Genomic DNA, 16,262 nt, shown 5'->3' on the forward strand with positions numbered 1-16,262 from the left:
GTTTCCTAAATTAAACTTCATCTTGGCAAAACCACCACAAATATCCGGGTTGCACACAATCATTGTGGGAGCTGGCTTGCCTGCGATAGCGGTGTGTCAGAGACAAAATATCAACCTGGAAGACCGCTATCGCAGGCAAGCCAGCTCCCACAGTGAGCGGGTTTGCAGGGAGATTGCATAAAGCACGCCCGCCACTGCTGTTTCTTGCAAGTTGCACGGTCCTGCGAAGTTCAAATTACTTAACTCGTTGAAATAACATGATTTTAATTTTTGGCCCGGCTGGCACGCTGCCTGCACTGTCCCTTTTGAGACTTGTAACACTATTTTTCCTGCCGGGAGCAAAACAACAATGATCACATCGTCATCCACGCTGCAAGAGTCAAGCGCGCGCTCTGGGGTTTCCTGGGGCGCAATCTTTGCCGGGGCCGCTGCGGCGGCTGCACTGTCGCTTATCCTGGTGCTGTTGGGCTTCGGCCTGGGCTTTTCGGCGGTGTCGCCGTGGGCCGACAGCGGCATGAGCGCCAAGGGGCTGGGTATTTCCACGATTATCTGGCTGGCATTCACCCAAATCGTCGCTTCGGGCCTGGGCGGTTACATTGCCGGCCGGTTGCGTGTGAAGTGGGCGAATATGCATGGCGATGAAGTGTACTTTCGCGACACGGCCCATGGTTTCCTCGCCTGGGCCGTCGCAACCCTGGTCACCGCGGTACTGGTGGTCGGTTCGGTCAGCAGCGTGGTCAGTGGCGGCGTGAAAGCCGGTGCCAGTGTCGCAGCAGGTGCCGCCAGCGGCATCAGCCAGGCCGCCGGTAGCGCAGCCAAGGGCGCCAACAGCGGCGACTTCGACTACTACGTCGACAGCCTGTTCCGCGATGACCGCCCAGCTGCCGTCAGCGATGACGCGGTACACGGCGTGGTCGCACGCATCCTCACCCGCACCCTGAGCAACGACGGCCAATTGGCACCGGAGGACCGTGCCTACCTGGCCCAGTTGATCAGCCAGCGCACCAACCTCAGCCAGGCCGACGCCGGAGCGCGTATCGACAAGGTCTACGGCGAAGCCCGTAAAGCCATTGACGATGCCAAGCTCAAAGCCAAGCAAGCGGCCGATACTGCCGCCAAAGTCGCTGCCTACACCTCGCTGTGGACCTTTGTGGCCCTGTTGATCGGCGCGTTCTTTGCCAGCTTCGCAGCAACCTTCGGCGGTCGTCGTCGGGATGCTGTGGTGTACGTCGAAACCGAAAACTACGTTCGTTAATTCAAGGAGAACATCATGCGCTCATTACTACTGTGGTTCCTCGGCGTGCCGATTCCGGTGATCATCCTGATCGCGATTTTCATGCACTGATTCAGGTTAACTGTGGGAGCGGCGGTGCGACGACTCGACTTGCCCGCGATGACGGAGTGTAAGTTGATGGTTTATCTAACTGACACACCGCTATCGCGGGCAAGTCGAGTCGTCGCACCGCCGCTCCCACATTTGGTTTTGTGTAATGTCAGCCAGCTTGTGATAAGAAGCGCGCTCGCCGCTGCGGTCATGATCACCAAGGGCAGTGAAGTGCCATCCGACAACAACCCCGTCACCCAGCTGCTCACCGCCGTCAGGATCATCTGGATAAAAAAGAACAACCCCGACGCCGTCCCCGCAATCGCGCCATAGGGCTGCAGCACCGACAGCTGGCAGGCCGGAATCACCATCCCCACCGACACCATGATCACCACCATCGGCAGCACAATCGCCAGCCATTCTCCCGGCAGCGCGAGGGTCGCCATCGCCAGCAAAACACTGCCCAGCACATTCAGGCCGATCCCAGCGTTGATCAAGTGGTCGGGCTCGAAGCGCAATACCAAACGGCGAAACAGGTTCGCCCCGAGCATGTAGCCGCTGATCGTCGCGGCGAATACCAGCGCGTATTCCGTGGCCGTCAGTTGGTAGCCGCGCTGCAACAGCGAAGACGACTCGCTGATAAACGGAAAATACGTGCTGTACACACAGCCGATGGCCAAGGCGTACCGCAGGAAATAGCGGTCGCGCAGCAGTTGGCCATACACGCGCAGCAGGTTGCTCGGCGGCGCAGCGGCAACTTCGGTCGGGCGGGTTTCCGGCAGGCGGCGGTAAACCACCAGGTACAGCACGGCGCCGATCACGGCCAGCAGCCCAAACAAGCCACGCCAGTTGATCAAGGGCAGCATCAGGCTGCCAAGCACCGGCGCGGCCATCGGCGAGATGGCCATGGCCATGGAGATCAGGCCGAGCAGACGCGCCTGTTCGTGGCGGTCGAAGTAATCGCGCACGATCACCCGACCGATCACCGTGGTACAGCAGCCGCCGAGGGCCTGGAACAGCCGGGCGATCACCAGCACGCCGAGGTTGTCGGCCTGGGCGCAGGTCACCGTCGCCACCACGTACAGCAGCAGCCCGGCCAGCAAGACCGGGCGCCGGCCGAAGCGGTCGGTCAACGGGCCGCTGACCAGCAGGGAAATCGCCGAACCCAAGGTGTACAGCGTGAGGGTCAATTGCAGTTGGCTGTCGCTGCTGTGGAAGTAGTCGGCCATGGCGGGCAAGGCTGGCAGGTGCAGGTCGAGGGTGAGACGGGGCAGGGCGATCAGCACGGTCAGCAGGACCAGCCAGAACCCGGTGGAGAGGGCGCGTTGAGTCATGGGAAGCTTCTTTGCTAACGAGTAGAGCCTGAACTCTAACGACTTTGTGGTTTAATTCTTTGAGCCGCTTATGGCTTAAAACACTGGACCACTTATGCGCCGAGGAAAAACCGCCGCCATCTTGGACTTGCCGCGCCCGGATACGCTGGACGTCAGCAAGCAGCAGGGTGCCTATGACGCGTTGCGCGCCGCCATCCTCAATCGCCAGTTGCCGGTGGGCAGCCGCTTGCCCTCGACCCGCAGCCTGGCCGAGCGTTGGTTGGTGTCGCGTGGCACCCTGGAGGCGGCGTTCGAGCGCTTGCACAGCGAGGGGTATGTCGAGCGCGTGGCGGGCTCCGGCACGCGGGTGAGTGCAGTGATCCCCGAGGAGTTTATCGCGGCCCCGGCGCCGAGCAGCAAACCGCGCCGCTTGGCCGTGCCTGATCAGCCCGACGCCGGCGTGCAAAGCCACGTGCCTTTTGTGGCCCGGCGCCCGGATGCCAGTCTGTTCGACTTGAAAACCTGGGCACGCTGTATTTCCCGTGGCTTGCTGTCGGCGGGGCCGGGTGCGCTGGAGGCCGCGCACCCGGCCGGGTTACCGGCGTTGCGCGAGAAAATCGCCGACTACCTGCGCAGTTACCGCGGCATGCACTGCGAGGCGGATGAGGTGATTGTCACCACGGGCATTCGTCACGCCCTCGACCTGATCGCGCGCACGCTGCTCAAACCCGGCGACACGGCATGCGTCGAAGACCCAGGCTATAAGCCTGCGCGGCGCCTGTTCAGCCTGGCTGGCGCGCAGGTTCAATCGATCCCGGTCACGGCCGAAGGCCTCGACACCGACCAACTCCCAGCCACGGCGCGGTTGGCTTACGTGTCGCCTGCCCACTAGGCGCCCTTGGGCATGACCTTGTCGGTCTCGCGCCGCCTGGCATTGCTGGACTGGGCTGCTCGCGCTGACGCCTGGGTGGTCGAAGACGATTACGACAGCGAATACAACTACAACAGCGCGCCGCTGGCCGCGCTCAAATCCCTCGATTCCGGCGACCGGGTAATCTATTGCGGCAGCTTCAACAAGAACCTGTTTCCCGGCTTGCGTGTGGGTTTCATGGTGGTGCCCAGGGCGCTGCGGCCTGCGTTATTGCACACTTCACAATGGACCGGGCATTCGGTGGGCGCCACGGATCAATTGGGCTTGGTCGAATTCCTGGGCAGTGGGGCGTTTGTGCGTCATTTGCGCGCTTCACGCCAGGCTTATCAGGCGCGCCGCGATGCATTGCTCGCCTGCCTGCCGGACGGCTGCACGGTCAGCGGCCAGCAGGCCGGGTTGCATTTTGTGCTGTGGTTGCCGGCAGGCGTCTGCGAGGCGGATTTTTGTAGCCGCGCTGCCGCCGTCGGCCTGACTTTGCAGCCGTTGGGCAAGTTCTGTGACGAGGCCAGCCTGTCGCCTGCGGTGATCATCGGCTACACCGCGCTGACCCTGGCGCAGATTCGTTTTCACGGCCGAGTTCTCACGAAATTGTTAATGGCGGCTTAACCGCCCCTTGGCTAGACTCGCGCCCCATGAGCCGCCTCCTGCGTTTAATCCTGGTCATGCTGTTAAGCCTCACGCTTCCCCTGACCGGGATGGCGGGAGTGCCGTCGAGCACCGAGCCGTGCCCGATGAAGATGGCAGACATGCAGGTGATGACCGACATGAGCCCCGACTGCTGCCAGGACGGCTTTGATCACGGCAAAGTCTGCAAGCCGGGCCAGGAATGCAAGACCGGCGGCCTGCTGCAATTGTCCCTGGCGGTGCTCAAGGCACCGCTGGCACGCGCTCATCCTTTGGCCATCGGCCACACATCTGATTTTATCCCCGACCGCACGCCCTCCGGCGTCTGGCGCCCGCCGCGTAGCTGATTCCTGTTGCATCTGAAAACCCATCCCCATTGCGGGATGGCCTTGCTGTGGGCCGCATAACGCGGCGAGCAGTGGAACAGATCAGGAATCTTTACGATGAATTCCCTCTATGTGCGCGCCCTGGTGGTGGGCGTGCTGGTGTGGCCGGTGCTCGCCTCGGCGCTGACCCTGGATGAGGCCCTGCGCCTGGCGCAGAACAACGCGCCTTCGCTGGTGGCTGAATCCGCCAAGCTGCAAGCCGCGACACACGCGGCGATTCCGGCCGGCGAATTGCCCGACCCGAAACTGCTGGTGGGCCTGCAGAATTTTCCCATCGGCGGGCCGAATCGCGGCACGTTGTATGGCGATGACATGACGCAACAAATGATCGGCCTGCAGCAACAGGTGCCCAGCCGCGACAAGCGCAAAGCCCGGGTCGAGCTGGCTGATGCAACCATAGAACGCACCGTCGCCGAAGGGCGCATCGAGCGCCTTAACGTGCGCCAGGCCACTGCGCAGGCGTGGATCCGTGCTTACGCGGTGGAGCGCAAAGAGGCCTTGTTCCAAGACTTCTATCAGCAGAACCGCCTGCTGCAAGACAGCGTGCGCGCGCAGTTGGCCGGCGGGCGCGGCCAGGCGTCCGATGCGGTGATTCCCAAACAGGAAGCCGCCGAATTGGCGGGCCGTGAGGACGAGCTGACCCAGCAACGTGCCCAGGCCCGCGCTGCCCTCAAGCGCTGGATCGGCGCCGCCGCCAATCAAGCCCCCAGCGGCCAGTTACCCAATTGGAGCATCGACAGCCACGGCTACAGCCACAACCTGCATCAACACCCCGAACTGCAAGCCTTCGTGCCGCGCACCCGCGAGGCGCAGGCGCGCGTGCAGGAGGCCAAGGCGCAAAAGACCTCGGACTGGAGCTGGGAAGTCGACTACGGGCACCGCAGCCGTGAGTACGGCGACATGGTCACGCTGCAATTGAGTTTTGACCTGCCGATCTTTCCCGGTCGCCGACAAAGCCCAGGCATCGCGGCCAAGCAGGCCGAGTTGGACCAACTCGACGCCGAACGCGAAGCCGCCACCCGCGAACACACGCAGATGCTCGACGACGACCTGGCGGTTTACCAGCGCCTGGACCGCGCCGTGCAGCGCAGCCAGGACAGCCTGGTGCCGCTGGCCGAAGAAAAAGTCACCCTCAGCCTGGCCGGTTATCGCGCCGGCAAGGGCGATTTGCTCACGGTGGTCGGCGCTCGCCGTGAGCTGGTCGAGGCCCGCTTCAAACAGATTGATGCCATCGAACAGCGCGCCCTGATCGGCGCCCAGCTGTATTTCGCTTACGGGGAACCCAGTCATGAATAATCCAATTGTCGCAGCACTGGTGCTGCTGGGTCTGGGCGCGGGCTATGGGCTGGCGCAATTTCTCTCGGTGGCGTCTGTTGCACCCAAGGACGACAAACCGGCGCTGTACTGGTACGACCCGATGTACCCGCAGCAGAAGTTCGATAAACCCGGCAAGTCACCGTTTATGGACATGCAACTGGTGCCGCGTTATGCCGAAGGCACGGCGGCTGCGGATACGCCGGCAGTGCAGATTGACCCAAGGCAAACCCAGAACATCGGCGTGCGCCTGGCGAGCGTCAGCCGGGGTGTGCTGACGTCGACCCTGGAGCTGTCGGGCATCCTCGCGTTCAACGACCGTGACGTGGCGGTGGTGCAGGCGCGGGCTGCCGGGTTCGTCGAGCGCGTCTATGCGCGGGCACCGGGTGATGTGCTCAAGGCCGGCGCGCCGTTGGCAGACCTGTTGATCCCCGAATGGGCGCCAGCCCAGGAAGAATTTCTGAGCCTGCGCCACAGCGGCGACAGTGGGTTGATCGCGGCAGCCCGGCAACGGTTGCGTCTGAGCGGCATGCCGACCGGGTTGATCCAGCAGATGGAGCGCAGCGGCCGGGTGCAGTCGGTGTTGACCGTCACCAGCCCGTTGAGCGGCGCCCTGCAAAGTTTGGAGGTGCGCGAAGGCATGACGCTGGCGGCAGGGCAGACCCTGGCGCGTATCAATGGCCTGGATCAGGTGTGGCTGCAGGTTGCCGTGCCCGAAGCCCAGGGCTCGACCTTGGCCGTGGGGCAAACCGTGCAGAGCCGTTTTGTCGGTTTGCCGGGCAAAACCGTCGACGGCACCATCAGCGCGATTTTGCCGGCCACCGCCATGGACAGCCGTACTGTGCAAGTGCGTGTCGAGTTGCCCAACCCCGACGGCAACCTGCGTCCCGGCATGACCGCGCAGGTGCGCCTGGCGCAAACCAGCGGGCAAGCGGTGTTGCAAGTGCCCAGTGAAGCCTTGATCCGCACCGGCAAGCGCGTGCTGGTGATGCTGGCCGAGGAGGGCGGGCGCTATCGCCCGGTAGAGGTTGAAGTGGGCGTAGAAAATCAGGACCAAACCGTGATCCTCGGCGGCTTGCAAGAAGGCCAGCAGGTGGTCGCCTCCGGCCAATTCCTGCTCGATTCCGAAGCCAGTTTAAGCGGTATAACCGCGCCAACATCCGACATGTCGGGCATGAGCATGCAGCCAGGAGCCCAGCCATGATCGCCTTGCTGATTCGCTGGTCGGTGGCCAACCGGTTTCTGGTGCTGCTCGCGACCTTGTTCATCACCGCGTGGGGCGTGTGGGCGGCGCAAAATACGCCGGTGGATGCCTTGCCGGACCTCTCGGATGTGCAGGTGATCATCCGCACGCCGTACCCGGGCCAGGCGCCGCAAATTGTCGAAAACCAGGTCACTTACCCGATGACCACCACCATGCTGTCGGTACCGGGCGCCAAGACCGTGCGCGGTTTTTCGTTCTTCGGCGACAGCTATGTGTACGTGCTGTTCGACGAAGGCACTGACCTGTATTGGGCGCGCTCGCGGGTGCTGGAATACCTCAGCCAATTGCAGGCGCGGCTGCCCGCATCGGCCAAGCCATCGTTGGGGCCGGACGCCACCGGGGTGGGCTGGATCTACCAGTACGCCTTGGTGGACCGCAGCGGCCAGCAGGACTTGGCGCAACTGCGTGCGCTGCAGGACTGGTTCCTCAAGTTCGAACTCAAGACCCTGCCGAATGTGGCCGAAGTGGCGACCATCGGCGGCCAGGTCAAGCAGTACCAGGTACAGCTCGACCCGCTGGCCATGGCGAGTCGCGGCGTTACCCAGGCGCAGGTCAAAGAGGCTATCGACAAGGCCAACCAGGAAACCGGCGGCTCGGTGCTGAACATGGGCGAGTCCGAATACGTGGTGCGCGCCTCCGGCTACCTGAAAACCCTGGCGGATTTTCGCGCGATTCCCCTGCGGCTCGGCACCAACAACGTGCCGGTGAGCCTTGGCGACGTGGCAAACATTCAACTTGGCCCGGACCTGCGTCGGGGCATCAGTGAGCTGGACGGCGAGGGCGAAGCCGTCGGCGGCGTGGTGATCCTGCGCAGCGGCAAAAATGCGCGTGAGGCCATTGCAGCGGTCAAGACCAAGCTGGAACAACTGAAAAGCAGCCTGCCGCCCGGCGTGGATATTGTCACCACCTACGATCGCAGCAAGTTGATCGACCGCGCCGTGGATAACCTCAGCCACAAGCTGTTGGAGGAGTTTTTGGTGGTGGCGCTGGTGTGCGGGATTTTTCTCTGGCACCTGCGTTCATCTCTGGTGGCGATTATTTCGCTGCCGGTGGGCGTATTGATCGCCTTTATCGTCATGCGCTTTCAGGGCATCAACGCCAACATCATGTCGCTCGGCGGCATCGCGATTGCCATCGGCGCAATGGTGGATGCGGCGGTGGTGATGATTGAAAACGCCCACAAGAAAATCGAGGCCTGGCACCACGCCAATCCTGGCCGGGAACTGAAAGGTGAGGACCACTGGAGGGTCATGACCGACGCGGCGGTGGAAGTAGGGCCTGCGCTGTTTTTCTGCCTGCTGATCATCACGTTGTCGTTTATTCCGGTGTTCACGTTGCAAGCCCAGGAAGGCCGGCTGTTCGGCCCGTTGGCTTACACCAAGACCTACGCCATGGCGGCAGCGGCCGGGTTGTCGGTGACCTTGGTCCCGGTGTTGATGGGCTACTGGATTCGCGGGCGCATTCCCGATGAGCAGCGCAACCCGCTCAATCGTGGCTTGATCAAACTCTACCAGCCGGCCCTCGATGCGGTGCTGCGCTGGCCGCGCCTGACCTTGCTGGTGGCGCTGCTGATGGTGGCGAGCGCGCTGTGGCCGGTGACGAAACTTGGTGGTGAGTTCCTGCCGCCGCTGGACGAGGGCGACTTGCTCTACATGCCGTCGGCGCTGCCGGGGCTGTCGACGCAAACCGCCGGTGAGTTGCTGCAACGTACTGACCGGCTGATCAAGACCGTACCGGAAGTGGCGCACGTGTTCGGCAAGGCCGGTCGCGCCGAAACCGCCACCGACCCGGCACCGCTGGAGATGTTTGAAACCACGATTGAGTTCAAGCCCAAGGACCAATGGCGCCCCGGCATGACCCCGGAAAAACTGGTGAAGGAGCTGGACCGTGTGGTGCAGGTGCCGGGCCTGACCAATATCTGGATCCCGCCGATCCGCAACCGCATCGACATGCTCGCCACCGGCGTCAAAAGCCCGATTGGTGTGAAGGTCGCGGGCGCCAGCCTGATGCAGATCGACGCGGTGACCCAGGCTGTGGAGAAGGTTGCCAGGACCGTGCCCGGTGTGAGTTCGGCACTGGCTGAGCGGTTGACCGGCGGGCGCTATATCGACGTGGATATCGACCGTTCGGCCGCTGCGCAATATGGGCTGAATATCGCCGATGTGCAGTCGATTGTGGCGGGCGCGATTGGCGGTGAAACCATTGGCGAAACGGTCGAAGGTCTGGCGCGGTTCCCCATCAGCTTGCGTTACCCCAAGGCGTGGCGCGACTCGCTGCAGGCGCTGGGCAGCCTGCCGATCTACACGCCGCAGGGCAGCCAGATCACCCTCGGCACGGTGGCCAGGCTCAAGATCAGTGACGGCCCGCCGATGCTCAAAAGCGAAAACGCACGGCCTTCCGGCTGGGTGTATATCGACGTGCGTGACCGTGACCTGGCTTCAGTGGTAAAGGACTTGCGTGCGGCGATTGAGCAGCAGGTGCACTTGCAGCCGGGCATGAGCCTCAGTTATTCGGGGCAGTTCGAGTTTCTGGAGCGGGCCAATGAGCGCCTGAAGCTGGTGGTGCCGGCTACCTTGCTGATCATCTTTGTGCTGCTGTACCTGACCTTTCGCCGCGTGGATGAGGCGGTGCTGATTCTGGGCACCTTACCGTTCGCACTGACTGGCGGTGTGTGGTTGCTCTACTGGCTGGGCTTCAATTTGTCGGTGGCCACGGGCGTGGGGTTTATTGCGCTGGCGGGGGTGTCGGCTGAGTTTGGGGTGATCATGCTGTTGTACCTGAAAAACGCCTGGGCTGAGCGTAAGGATGGTGATTTGCTGGCGGCCATTACTGAGGGGGCGGTGTTGCGGGTGAGGCCCAAGGCGATGACCGTGGCCGTTATCATCGCCGGGTTGTTGCCGATTCTGCTTGGAGGTGGGACTGGCAGCGAAGTCATGAGCCGCATTGCTGCGCCGATGATTGGTGGGATGTTGACGGCGCCGTTGCTGTCGCTGTTTGTGATTCCGGCAGCCTACCAACTGATGCGCCGCCCAAAAGCCAAGCGCTGAACAAAATGTGGGAGCTGGCTTGCCTGCGATAGCATCACCTCGATGTATCAGACACACCGAGTGTGATCGTTCCCACGCTCTGCGTGGGAATGCAGCCCTGGACGCTCCGCGTCTGCTTTGAAGAGTCGTGACGCGGAGCGTCACAGGAGGCATTTCCACGCGGAGCGTGGGAACGAACGTTCAGTATCGGCACGTCAGTCGTCAAACCCGACCTGCTCATGAATCTCATCCACCTTCAATTCCAACCGATACGCCACGGCAATAAACAACGCCTGGCACAGGCACAACGTGGCGCTCAAGGAGCGGAAGGCAAACGACGAACCCTCATTCACCAACAACACCGCGTTCGCCCGCTTGGCCAGGGGCGACAGGTTGCTGTCGGTGATGATCAAGGTCTTGGCCTGATGATGCTGGGCGATGCGCAGGCAATGCTGGGTCTCTTTGCCGTAGGGCGTAAAGCTGATCGCAATCACCAGGTCGTTGGCCCGCACGCTGCGCATCTGTTCGCGATAACTGCCGCCCAGGCCCGAGATCAGGTGGATGCGCTTGTTGGTGTGCTGCAGGTTGTAGACCAGGTAATCGGCCACGGCAAACGAGCGGCGCACGCCGACCACGTAGATATTGTCGGCGTTGACCACCAGGTCCACCGCCTTCTCAAACGCCACATCATCCAGTTCCAGCCCCAGGCGCTCGATGCCGGAGAGGGTGGCATTCACGCACTCACGCGCCAGGTCGCCGCCGCTGGCCTTCTGCGACTTGTTGGCGATCATGCTGCGGATGCGCTGCTGGTAGTTCTGCACCGGCGTGGTTTTGTGGGTGTAGGCCTCGCGAAACAGCGCCTGCATCTCGCTGAACCCACTGAAACCGAAGCGCTGGGAAAACCGCACGATGGCCGAAGGGTGCACTTCGCATTCGCGGGCGATGTCGCTGATGCGGTCGACCATGATGCGGTCGCTCTGCTGGCTCATGTAGCTGGCAATGCGTTTGAGCTGGCGCGGCAGGCTTTCGTATTCGTCCGTGATCAGCTGCAACAGGCGTTCGGCATTGATCGGAGGGCTGGCGATCGTATCTTCCAGGGTGGTCTCGGGATCGGTGCGGGACATGGGCAATCCTTCTGGCGTGTTCGTCTGATGCGCTGATGGGTGACGCAAGTCTACAGGGTAGGCGCAAAAAAATACCTCGGCATCACGGCGTCCGTGGGCTGCTGAAACGATGCACGGCGGCTGGCATGCCATTATGCTGGCTTATTGGAAAAAATATTCCACTAAAAATAATTATGGAATAAATATTGATTGCCGCCGCTGGACGTTCTAGTCTGCTTGCACCAAGAGCGTGTGCCGTCACCACGGCGGCACCACGCAGGCTGATAAAAATAACAGGAGCCAGCATGGGCCAGACTCGTTTTGCCAGTGGGCGTCAATTGGATCTGATTTGCCTCGGGCGCCTGGGCGTCGACCTCTATGCACAGCAAGTCGGTGCGCGGCTTGAGGACGTGTCCAGCTTTGCCAAGTACCTCGGCGGTTCCTCCGCCAACATCGCCTTCGGCACGGCGCGGCTGGGCCTCAAGTCGGCGATGTTGAGCCGCGTGGGCGATGACCATATGGGCCGTTTCCTGCTCGAATCCCTGGCCCGTGAAGGCTGTGATGTGAGCGGTATCAAGGTCGACCCGGAGCGCCTCACGGCCCTGGTATTGCTGGGGCTTAAAGACCGCGAAACCTTCCCGCTGGTGTTCTACCGCGAAAACTGCGCCGACATGGCACTGCGCGCCGAAGACATCAGCGAAGCCTTTATCGCCTCCAGCAAAGCCTTGCTGATCACCGGCACACATTTCTCCACCGATGGTGTGTACAAGGCCAGCATCCAGGCGCTGGATTACGCCGCCAAGCACAACGTCAAGCGTGTGCTGGATATCGACTATCGCCCGGTGCTGTGGGGCCTGGCGGGCAAGGCGGATGGCGAAACGCGGTTTGTCGCCGACCAGAACGTCAGCCAGCATGTGCAGAGCATCCTGCCGCGTTTCGACCTGATCGTCGGCACGGAAGAAGAGTTCTTGATCGCCGGTGGCAGTGAAGACCTGCTGACCGCGCTGCGCACCGTGCGTGAACTGACCCCGGCGACCCTGGTGGTCAAGCTCGGCCCGCAAGGTTGCACGGTGATTCACGGCGCCGTCCCGGCGCGCCTGGAAGACGGCGCGATTTACCCCGGCGTGCGGGTTGAAGTGCTCAATGTACTGGGTGCTGGTGACGCCTTCATGTCCGGCTTCCTCAGCGGCTGGCTCAATGACGCCAGCGATGAGCGTTGCAGCCAGTTGGCCAACGCCTGCGGCGGCCTGGTCGTGTCCCGCCACGCTTGCGCGCCGGCCATGCCCACGCCCGCCGAACTGGATTACCTGTTCAACAGCCCGGTGCCCATCACCCGGCCGGACCAGGACGTAACCCTGCAACGCCTGCACCGCGTCACGGTGCCGCGCAAAACCTGGAAGCAGTTGTTTGTGTTTGCCTTCGACCATCGCTGGCAACTGGTGGACCTGGCGCAAAAAGGTGGCCAGGACCTGACCCGTATCAGTGACATCAAGCAGCTGTTTATCCAGGCCATCGAACGTGTGGAAACCAAGCTGGCGCAGCAGGGCATCGACGCCGATGTGGGCCTGCTGGCCGACCAGCGCTTCGGCCAGGATGCACTGAATGCCGCCAGCGGCCGTGGCTGGTGGATCGCGCGCCCGGTGGAGGTGCAGAACTCGCGGCCATTGGCGTTTGAACACGGCCGCTCGGTGGGCAGTAACCTGAGTGCCTGGCCCCAGGAGCAAATCATCAAGTGCCTGGTGCAGTTCCACCCCGACGACGAGCCGATGCTGCGCCTGGAGCAGGAGGCGCAACTCAAGGCGGTGTACGAGGCGTCCCTGGTCAGCGGCCATGAACTGCTGCTGGAAGTCGTGCCGCCCAAGGATCACCCGTCGACCTATCCCGATGTGCTCTATCGCAGCCTCAAGCGCCTGTACAACCTGGGCATATATCCTGCGTGGTGGAAGATCGAGGCGCAGTCGGCCGAAGACTGGAAAAAGCTCGACGAACTGATCCACGAGCGTGACCCGTACTGCCGTGGTGTGGTGCTGCTGGGCCTGAATGCTTCGGCGCAGTTTCTGGCCGATGGCTTTCAGCAAGCCAGCCAAAGCACCACCTGCCGTGGGTTCGCGGTGGGCCGTACGATCTTCCAGGAGCCAAGCCGTGCGTGGATGGCGGGGGAGATTGATGATGAAGGGTTGATTGAGCAAGTGCAGGGCACGTTCGAACAGCTCATCAATGCCTGGCGCAGTTCCAGAAATTAAACACAGTCAAATGTGGGAGCCGCTTGTGTGGGAGCCGGGCTTGCCCGCGATGGTATCGCCTCGGTCTACCCATGAAACCGAGGTGATGCCATCGCAGGCAAGCCAGCTCCCACACAAGCCAGCTCCCACATAAAGCAGATCTCAGTGCTATCTGAAAACAATAAAAGGTGCAGCCATGCCCGCAATCCGAATTGGCATCAACCCGATCTCCTGGAGCAACGACGACCTGCCGGCCCTCGGCGGTGAAACGCCGCTGAGCACCGCGCTCAGCGAAGGCAAGGAGATCGGCTACGAAGGTTTCGAACTCAACGGCAAGTTCCCCAAGGACGCCAAAGGCGTTGGTGATGTGCTGCGTCCTTATGACCTGGCGCTGGTCTCCGGCTGGTACTCCAGCCGCCTGGCGCGCCGTTCGGTGGCCGAAGAAATCGAAGCCATCGCCGGCCATGTCGAGCTGCTCAAACTCAATGGCGCTGACGTGCTGGTATACGGCGAAGTCGCTGACTCGATCCAGGGCTCGAAGGTGCGCCTGATCGAACGCCCGCGTTTTCACAGCGAGCACGCCTGGCAGGAATACGCCGACAAGCTCACTGAGCTGGCGCGTTTCACCCTGTCCCAAGGCGTGCGCCTGGCGTATCACCACCATATGGGCGCCTACGTCGAATCCCCTGAAGACATTGACCAGCTGATGAAACGAACAGGCCCGGAAGTCGGCCTGCTGTTCGATTCGGGCCATTGCTACATGGGTGGCGGCGAACCCCTCGAGGTCCTGCGCAAACACATCGACCGCGTCTGCCACGTGCATTTCAAGGACGTGCGCAAGCCGGTGGTGCAACTGGCGCGCAACCAGATGTGGAGCTTCCCTGACTGCATCGTCAACGGCACGTTCACCGTGCCCGGCGATGGCGACATCGATTTTGCCGAGTTGCTCGATGTGCTGCTGGCTGCCCACTACAAGGGCTGGCTGGTGGTCGAAGCCGAGCAGGATCCGGCCGTGGCGCCTAGCTATATCTATGCCAAAAAAGGCTACGACACCTTGCGTGCGCTGCTCAACGAGAGGACTAAGTGATGAGCTTGTTGGTCAAAAGCAGCAAACGCGGGCAAACCATGGTGGCCCTCGAAGACGGGCGCCTGGAGTACGTGGGTTTTGCCGCGTATCGCTTGAGCCTGGGCGAAACCCTGCCGGTCAGCGCCGGCGATAAAGAGCTGTGCCTGGTGCTGCTCAGCGGGCGCGTCAATATAGAAGGCGAAGGCTTCAATTGGCAGAACCTTGGCGACCGCCAGTCGGTGTTCGAAGACAAATCCCCCTTCGCCGCGTACCTGCCGCCCGGCACCGATGCGCAGATTACCGCCTTGAGCGACGTGCAGATTGCCGTCTGTGCCGCGCCCGGCGCGCCTGGCTTTGAACCGCGCCTGATTCGCCCCGAGCAGTGCAAGCGCAGCGTGCGCGGCAAAGGCGCCAACACCCGCTACGTGTGCGACATCCTGCCTGACAGCGAGCCGGCCCATTCGCTGCTGGTGGTGGAAGTACGCACGCCGTCCGGGCACTCGTCGAGCTACCCGCCGCACAAGCACGACACCGACGACCTGCCGCACCAGAGCTTTCTGGAAGAAACCTATTACCACCAGATCAACCCGCCGCAAGGCTTTGTGTTCCAGCGCGTGTACACCGACGATCGCAGCATCGACCAGGCCATGGCCGTGGAGAACAGCGACCTGGTGGTGGTGCCCAAGGGGTATCACCCGGTCAGCGTGCCGTATGGCTACGAATCGTATTACCTCAACGTGATGGCCGGGCCAAAACGCGCCTGGCATTTCCATAACGACCCGCAGCACAGCTGGCTGCTGGACCTTTAAACGGTTTTGGACGGAGAACAACAACAATGAAGTCGCCGCTACGTTTTGCCCTTAACCGCATGGTCGCCCCCAACCTGTCCCTGCCGGACTTTATCCAGCTGGCCGCGGCCCTCAAGTGCGATGCCATCGAGATTCGCAACGACCTTAAAGGCCATGAAATCGAATACGGCACCCCGGCCAGCCGCGTGCGAGAGTTGTGCGCAGTGCGGGGCATCACGGTGCTGTCGATCAATGCGCTGTACCCGTTTGATGTGTGGAATGACGAGCGTCGCACCCAGGCCATCAAGCTCGCCACCTACGCCCGTGAGTGCGGCGCGCAGGGCTTGGTGATGTGCCCGTTGAATGAGCGCGGCGATACGCGCAACGAGGCCCAGCGTGCCGCCGGTTTGCGCACGGCGCTGAGCGAGCTGGCGCCGATCCTGCGGGAGTACGGCATCCTCGGGTTTATCGAGCCGCTGGGCTTTGAAGAATGTGCCCTGCGCCGCAAGCGCGTTGCTGTGGATGCAATCCAATCCATCGGCGGCCTGGATGTGTTCCGCCTGGTGCATGACACCTTCCACCACCACCTGGCGAGCGAGCAGGAGTTCTTCCCGCAACTGACCGGCCTGGTGCATATCTCCGGGGTAGAAGACGCCGAAGCGCCGCTCAATTCGATTCGTGACGGCCACCGCGTGCTGGTGGGCGAGGGCGATATCCTCGGCAACGCCGCGCAGATCGACACCTTGCTCAGCAGCGGGTACGGCGGTTACCTGTCGTTTGAGCCGTTTGCCGAAAGCGTGCATGGGTTGGCGGATATCCAGCAGGCCATTGGGGCCAGTATCGCCCACCTGCAAAACCCCCGAACCTGACGCCGATTAACCTGTGGGAGCAAGCCAGCCAG

Annotated in this window: 12 protein-coding genes and 1 pseudogene; 10 read left to right on the top strand and 3 right to left on the bottom strand. The window is 62.3% G+C overall.

All coding sequences use genetic code 11. From position 1 onward, the window contains the following. Nucleotides 1-349: 349 nt before the first annotated feature. Nucleotides 350-1,255 (top strand): hypothetical protein, encoded by a 906-nt coding sequence (locus HU759_RS13165; protein ID WP_170040132.1) that lies wholly within the window; start codon nt 350-352, stop codon nt 1,253-1,255. A 161-nt stretch (nt 1,256-1,416) separates the two neighbouring features. On the opposite strand, the gene HU759_RS13170 is transcribed toward HU759_RS13165, so the two are convergent. After that, the gene (locus HU759_RS13170; RefSeq protein ID WP_170040130.1) at nt 1,417-2,658 is read right to left on the bottom strand and encodes a multidrug effflux MFS transporter; all 1,242 of its coding nucleotides are present in this window, start codon (nt 2,656-2,658) and stop codon (nt 1,417-1,419) included. A gap of 94 nt (nt 2,659-2,752) precedes the next feature. Between HU759_RS13170 and HU759_RS13175 the strand changes: the two are divergent. The 5 genes and pseudogenes from HU759_RS13175 (at nt 2,753) to HU759_RS13195 (ending at nt 10,203) form a co-directional block, all read left to right on the top strand. Continuing rightward, nucleotides 2,753-4,174, top strand: a pseudogene (locus tag HU759_RS13175) (PLP-dependent aminotransferase family protein). A gap of 26 nt (nt 4,175-4,200) precedes the next feature. Continuing rightward, the gene (locus tag HU759_RS13180; protein ID WP_138454360.1) at nt 4,201-4,539 is read left to right on the top strand and encodes a hypothetical protein; all 339 of its coding nucleotides are present in this window, start codon (nt 4,201-4,203) and stop codon (nt 4,537-4,539) included. Between the two features lie 96 nt (nt 4,540-4,635). Next, a complete protein-coding gene (locus tag HU759_RS13185; RefSeq protein ID WP_170040126.1) occupies nt 4,636-5,874 on the top strand; it encodes a TolC family protein in 1,239 nt (412 codons plus the stop codon). Further along, nucleotides 5,867-7,096 carry an efflux RND transporter periplasmic adaptor subunit gene (locus tag HU759_RS13190; RefSeq protein WP_170040124.1) on the top strand — a complete coding sequence of 410 codons (1,230 nt, stop codon included), beginning with the start codon at nt 5,867-5,869 and terminating at the stop codon, nt 7,094-7,096. Before HU759_RS13185 ends, HU759_RS13190 begins: the two co-directional genes overlap by 8 nt. Beyond that, nucleotides 7,093-10,203 (top strand): efflux RND transporter permease subunit, encoded by a 3,111-nt coding sequence (locus tag HU759_RS13195; RefSeq protein WP_170040122.1) that lies wholly within the window; start codon nt 7,093-7,095, stop codon nt 10,201-10,203. The genes HU759_RS13190 and HU759_RS13195 overlap by 4 nt, the downstream gene beginning before the upstream one ends. 194 nt (nt 10,204-10,397) lie before the next feature. Here HU759_RS13195 and HU759_RS13200 read toward each other — a convergent pair whose 3' ends face one another. Together HU759_RS13200 and HU759_RS13205 are read right to left on the bottom strand one after the other, a co-directional pair. Next, nucleotides 10,398-11,306, bottom strand: coding sequence for a MurR/RpiR family transcriptional regulator (locus HU759_RS13200; protein WP_017136418.1), 909 nt, complete (start codon nt 11,304-11,306; stop codon nt 10,398-10,400). An 82-nt stretch (nt 11,307-11,388) separates the two neighbouring features. Next, nucleotides 11,389-11,592 carry a hypothetical protein gene (locus HU759_RS13205; RefSeq protein WP_138450968.1) on the bottom strand — a complete coding sequence of 68 codons (204 nt, stop codon included), beginning with the start codon at nt 11,590-11,592 and terminating at the stop codon, nt 11,389-11,391. On the opposite strand from HU759_RS13205, the gene iolC reads away from it, so the two are divergent. The 4 genes from iolC to HU759_RS13225 all read left to right on the top strand — a co-directional run bounded on the left by iolC (nt 11,591) and on the right by HU759_RS13225 (nt 16,230). Continuing rightward, nucleotides 11,591-13,528 carry a 5-dehydro-2-deoxygluconokinase gene (gene iolC, locus HU759_RS13210; protein ID WP_170040120.1) on the top strand — a complete coding sequence of 646 codons (1,938 nt, stop codon included), beginning with the start codon at nt 11,591-11,593 and terminating at the stop codon, nt 13,526-13,528. The genes HU759_RS13205 and iolC overlap by 2 nt on opposite strands. Before the next feature lie 175 nt (nt 13,529-13,703). Further along, nucleotides 13,704-14,594 (top strand): myo-inosose-2 dehydratase, encoded by an 891-nt coding sequence (gene iolE, locus HU759_RS13215; RefSeq protein WP_099550128.1) that lies wholly within the window; start codon nt 13,704-13,706, stop codon nt 14,592-14,594. Next, complete coding sequence (gene iolB, locus HU759_RS13220; protein WP_099550127.1) at nt 14,594-15,382, top strand: 5-deoxy-glucuronate isomerase; 789 nt, start codon at nt 14,594-14,596, stop codon at nt 15,380-15,382. The genes iolE and iolB overlap by 1 nt, the downstream gene beginning before the upstream one ends. 26 nt (nt 15,383-15,408) lie before the next feature. Then, complete coding sequence (locus HU759_RS13225; protein WP_170040118.1) at nt 15,409-16,230, top strand: TIM barrel protein; 822 nt, start codon at nt 15,409-15,411, stop codon at nt 16,228-16,230. Nucleotides 16,231-16,262 lie beyond the last annotated feature (32 nt).

The organism is Pseudomonas sp. OE 28.3, from assembly GCF_014268205.2.
GTDB lineage: Bacteria > Pseudomonadota > Gammaproteobacteria > Pseudomonadales > Pseudomonadaceae > Aquipseudomonas > Aquipseudomonas edaphica.

Bases quoted from the DNA above. Each gene is read 5' to 3' on its own strand.
- HU759_RS13165 (WP_170040132.1), top strand. From the start codon at position 350: ATGATCACATCGTCATCCACGCTGCAAGAGTCAAGCGCGCGCTCTGGG.
- HU759_RS13170 (WP_170040130.1), bottom strand. From the start codon at position 2,658: ATGACTCAACGCGCCCTCTCCACCGGGTTCTGGCTGGTCCTGCTGACC.
- HU759_RS13180 (WP_138454360.1), top strand. From the start codon at position 4,201: ATGAGCCGCCTCCTGCGTTTAATCCTGGTCATGCTGTTAAGCCTCACG.
- HU759_RS13185 (WP_170040126.1), top strand. From the start codon at position 4,636: ATGAATTCCCTCTATGTGCGCGCCCTGGTGGTGGGCGTGCTGGTGTGG.
- HU759_RS13190 (WP_170040124.1), top strand. From the start codon at position 5,867: ATGAATAATCCAATTGTCGCAGCACTGGTGCTGCTGGGTCTGGGCGCG.
- HU759_RS13195 (WP_170040122.1), top strand. From the start codon at position 7,093: ATGATCGCCTTGCTGATTCGCTGGTCGGTGGCCAACCGGTTTCTGGTG.
- HU759_RS13200 (WP_017136418.1), bottom strand. From the start codon at position 11,306: ATGTCCCGCACCGATCCCGAGACCACCCTGGAAGATACGATCGCCAGC.
- iolC (WP_170040120.1), top strand. From the start codon at position 11,591: ATGGGCCAGACTCGTTTTGCCAGTGGGCGTCAATTGGATCTGATTTGC.
- HU759_RS13205 (WP_138450968.1), bottom strand. From the start codon at position 11,592: ATGCTGGCTCCTGTTATTTTTATCAGCCTGCGTGGTGCCGCCGTGGTG.
- iolE (WP_099550128.1), top strand. From the start codon at position 13,704: ATGCCCGCAATCCGAATTGGCATCAACCCGATCTCCTGGAGCAACGAC.
- iolB (WP_099550127.1), top strand. From the start codon at position 14,594: ATGAGCTTGTTGGTCAAAAGCAGCAAACGCGGGCAAACCATGGTGGCC.
- HU759_RS13225 (WP_170040118.1), top strand. From the start codon at position 15,409: ATGAAGTCGCCGCTACGTTTTGCCCTTAACCGCATGGTCGCCCCCAAC.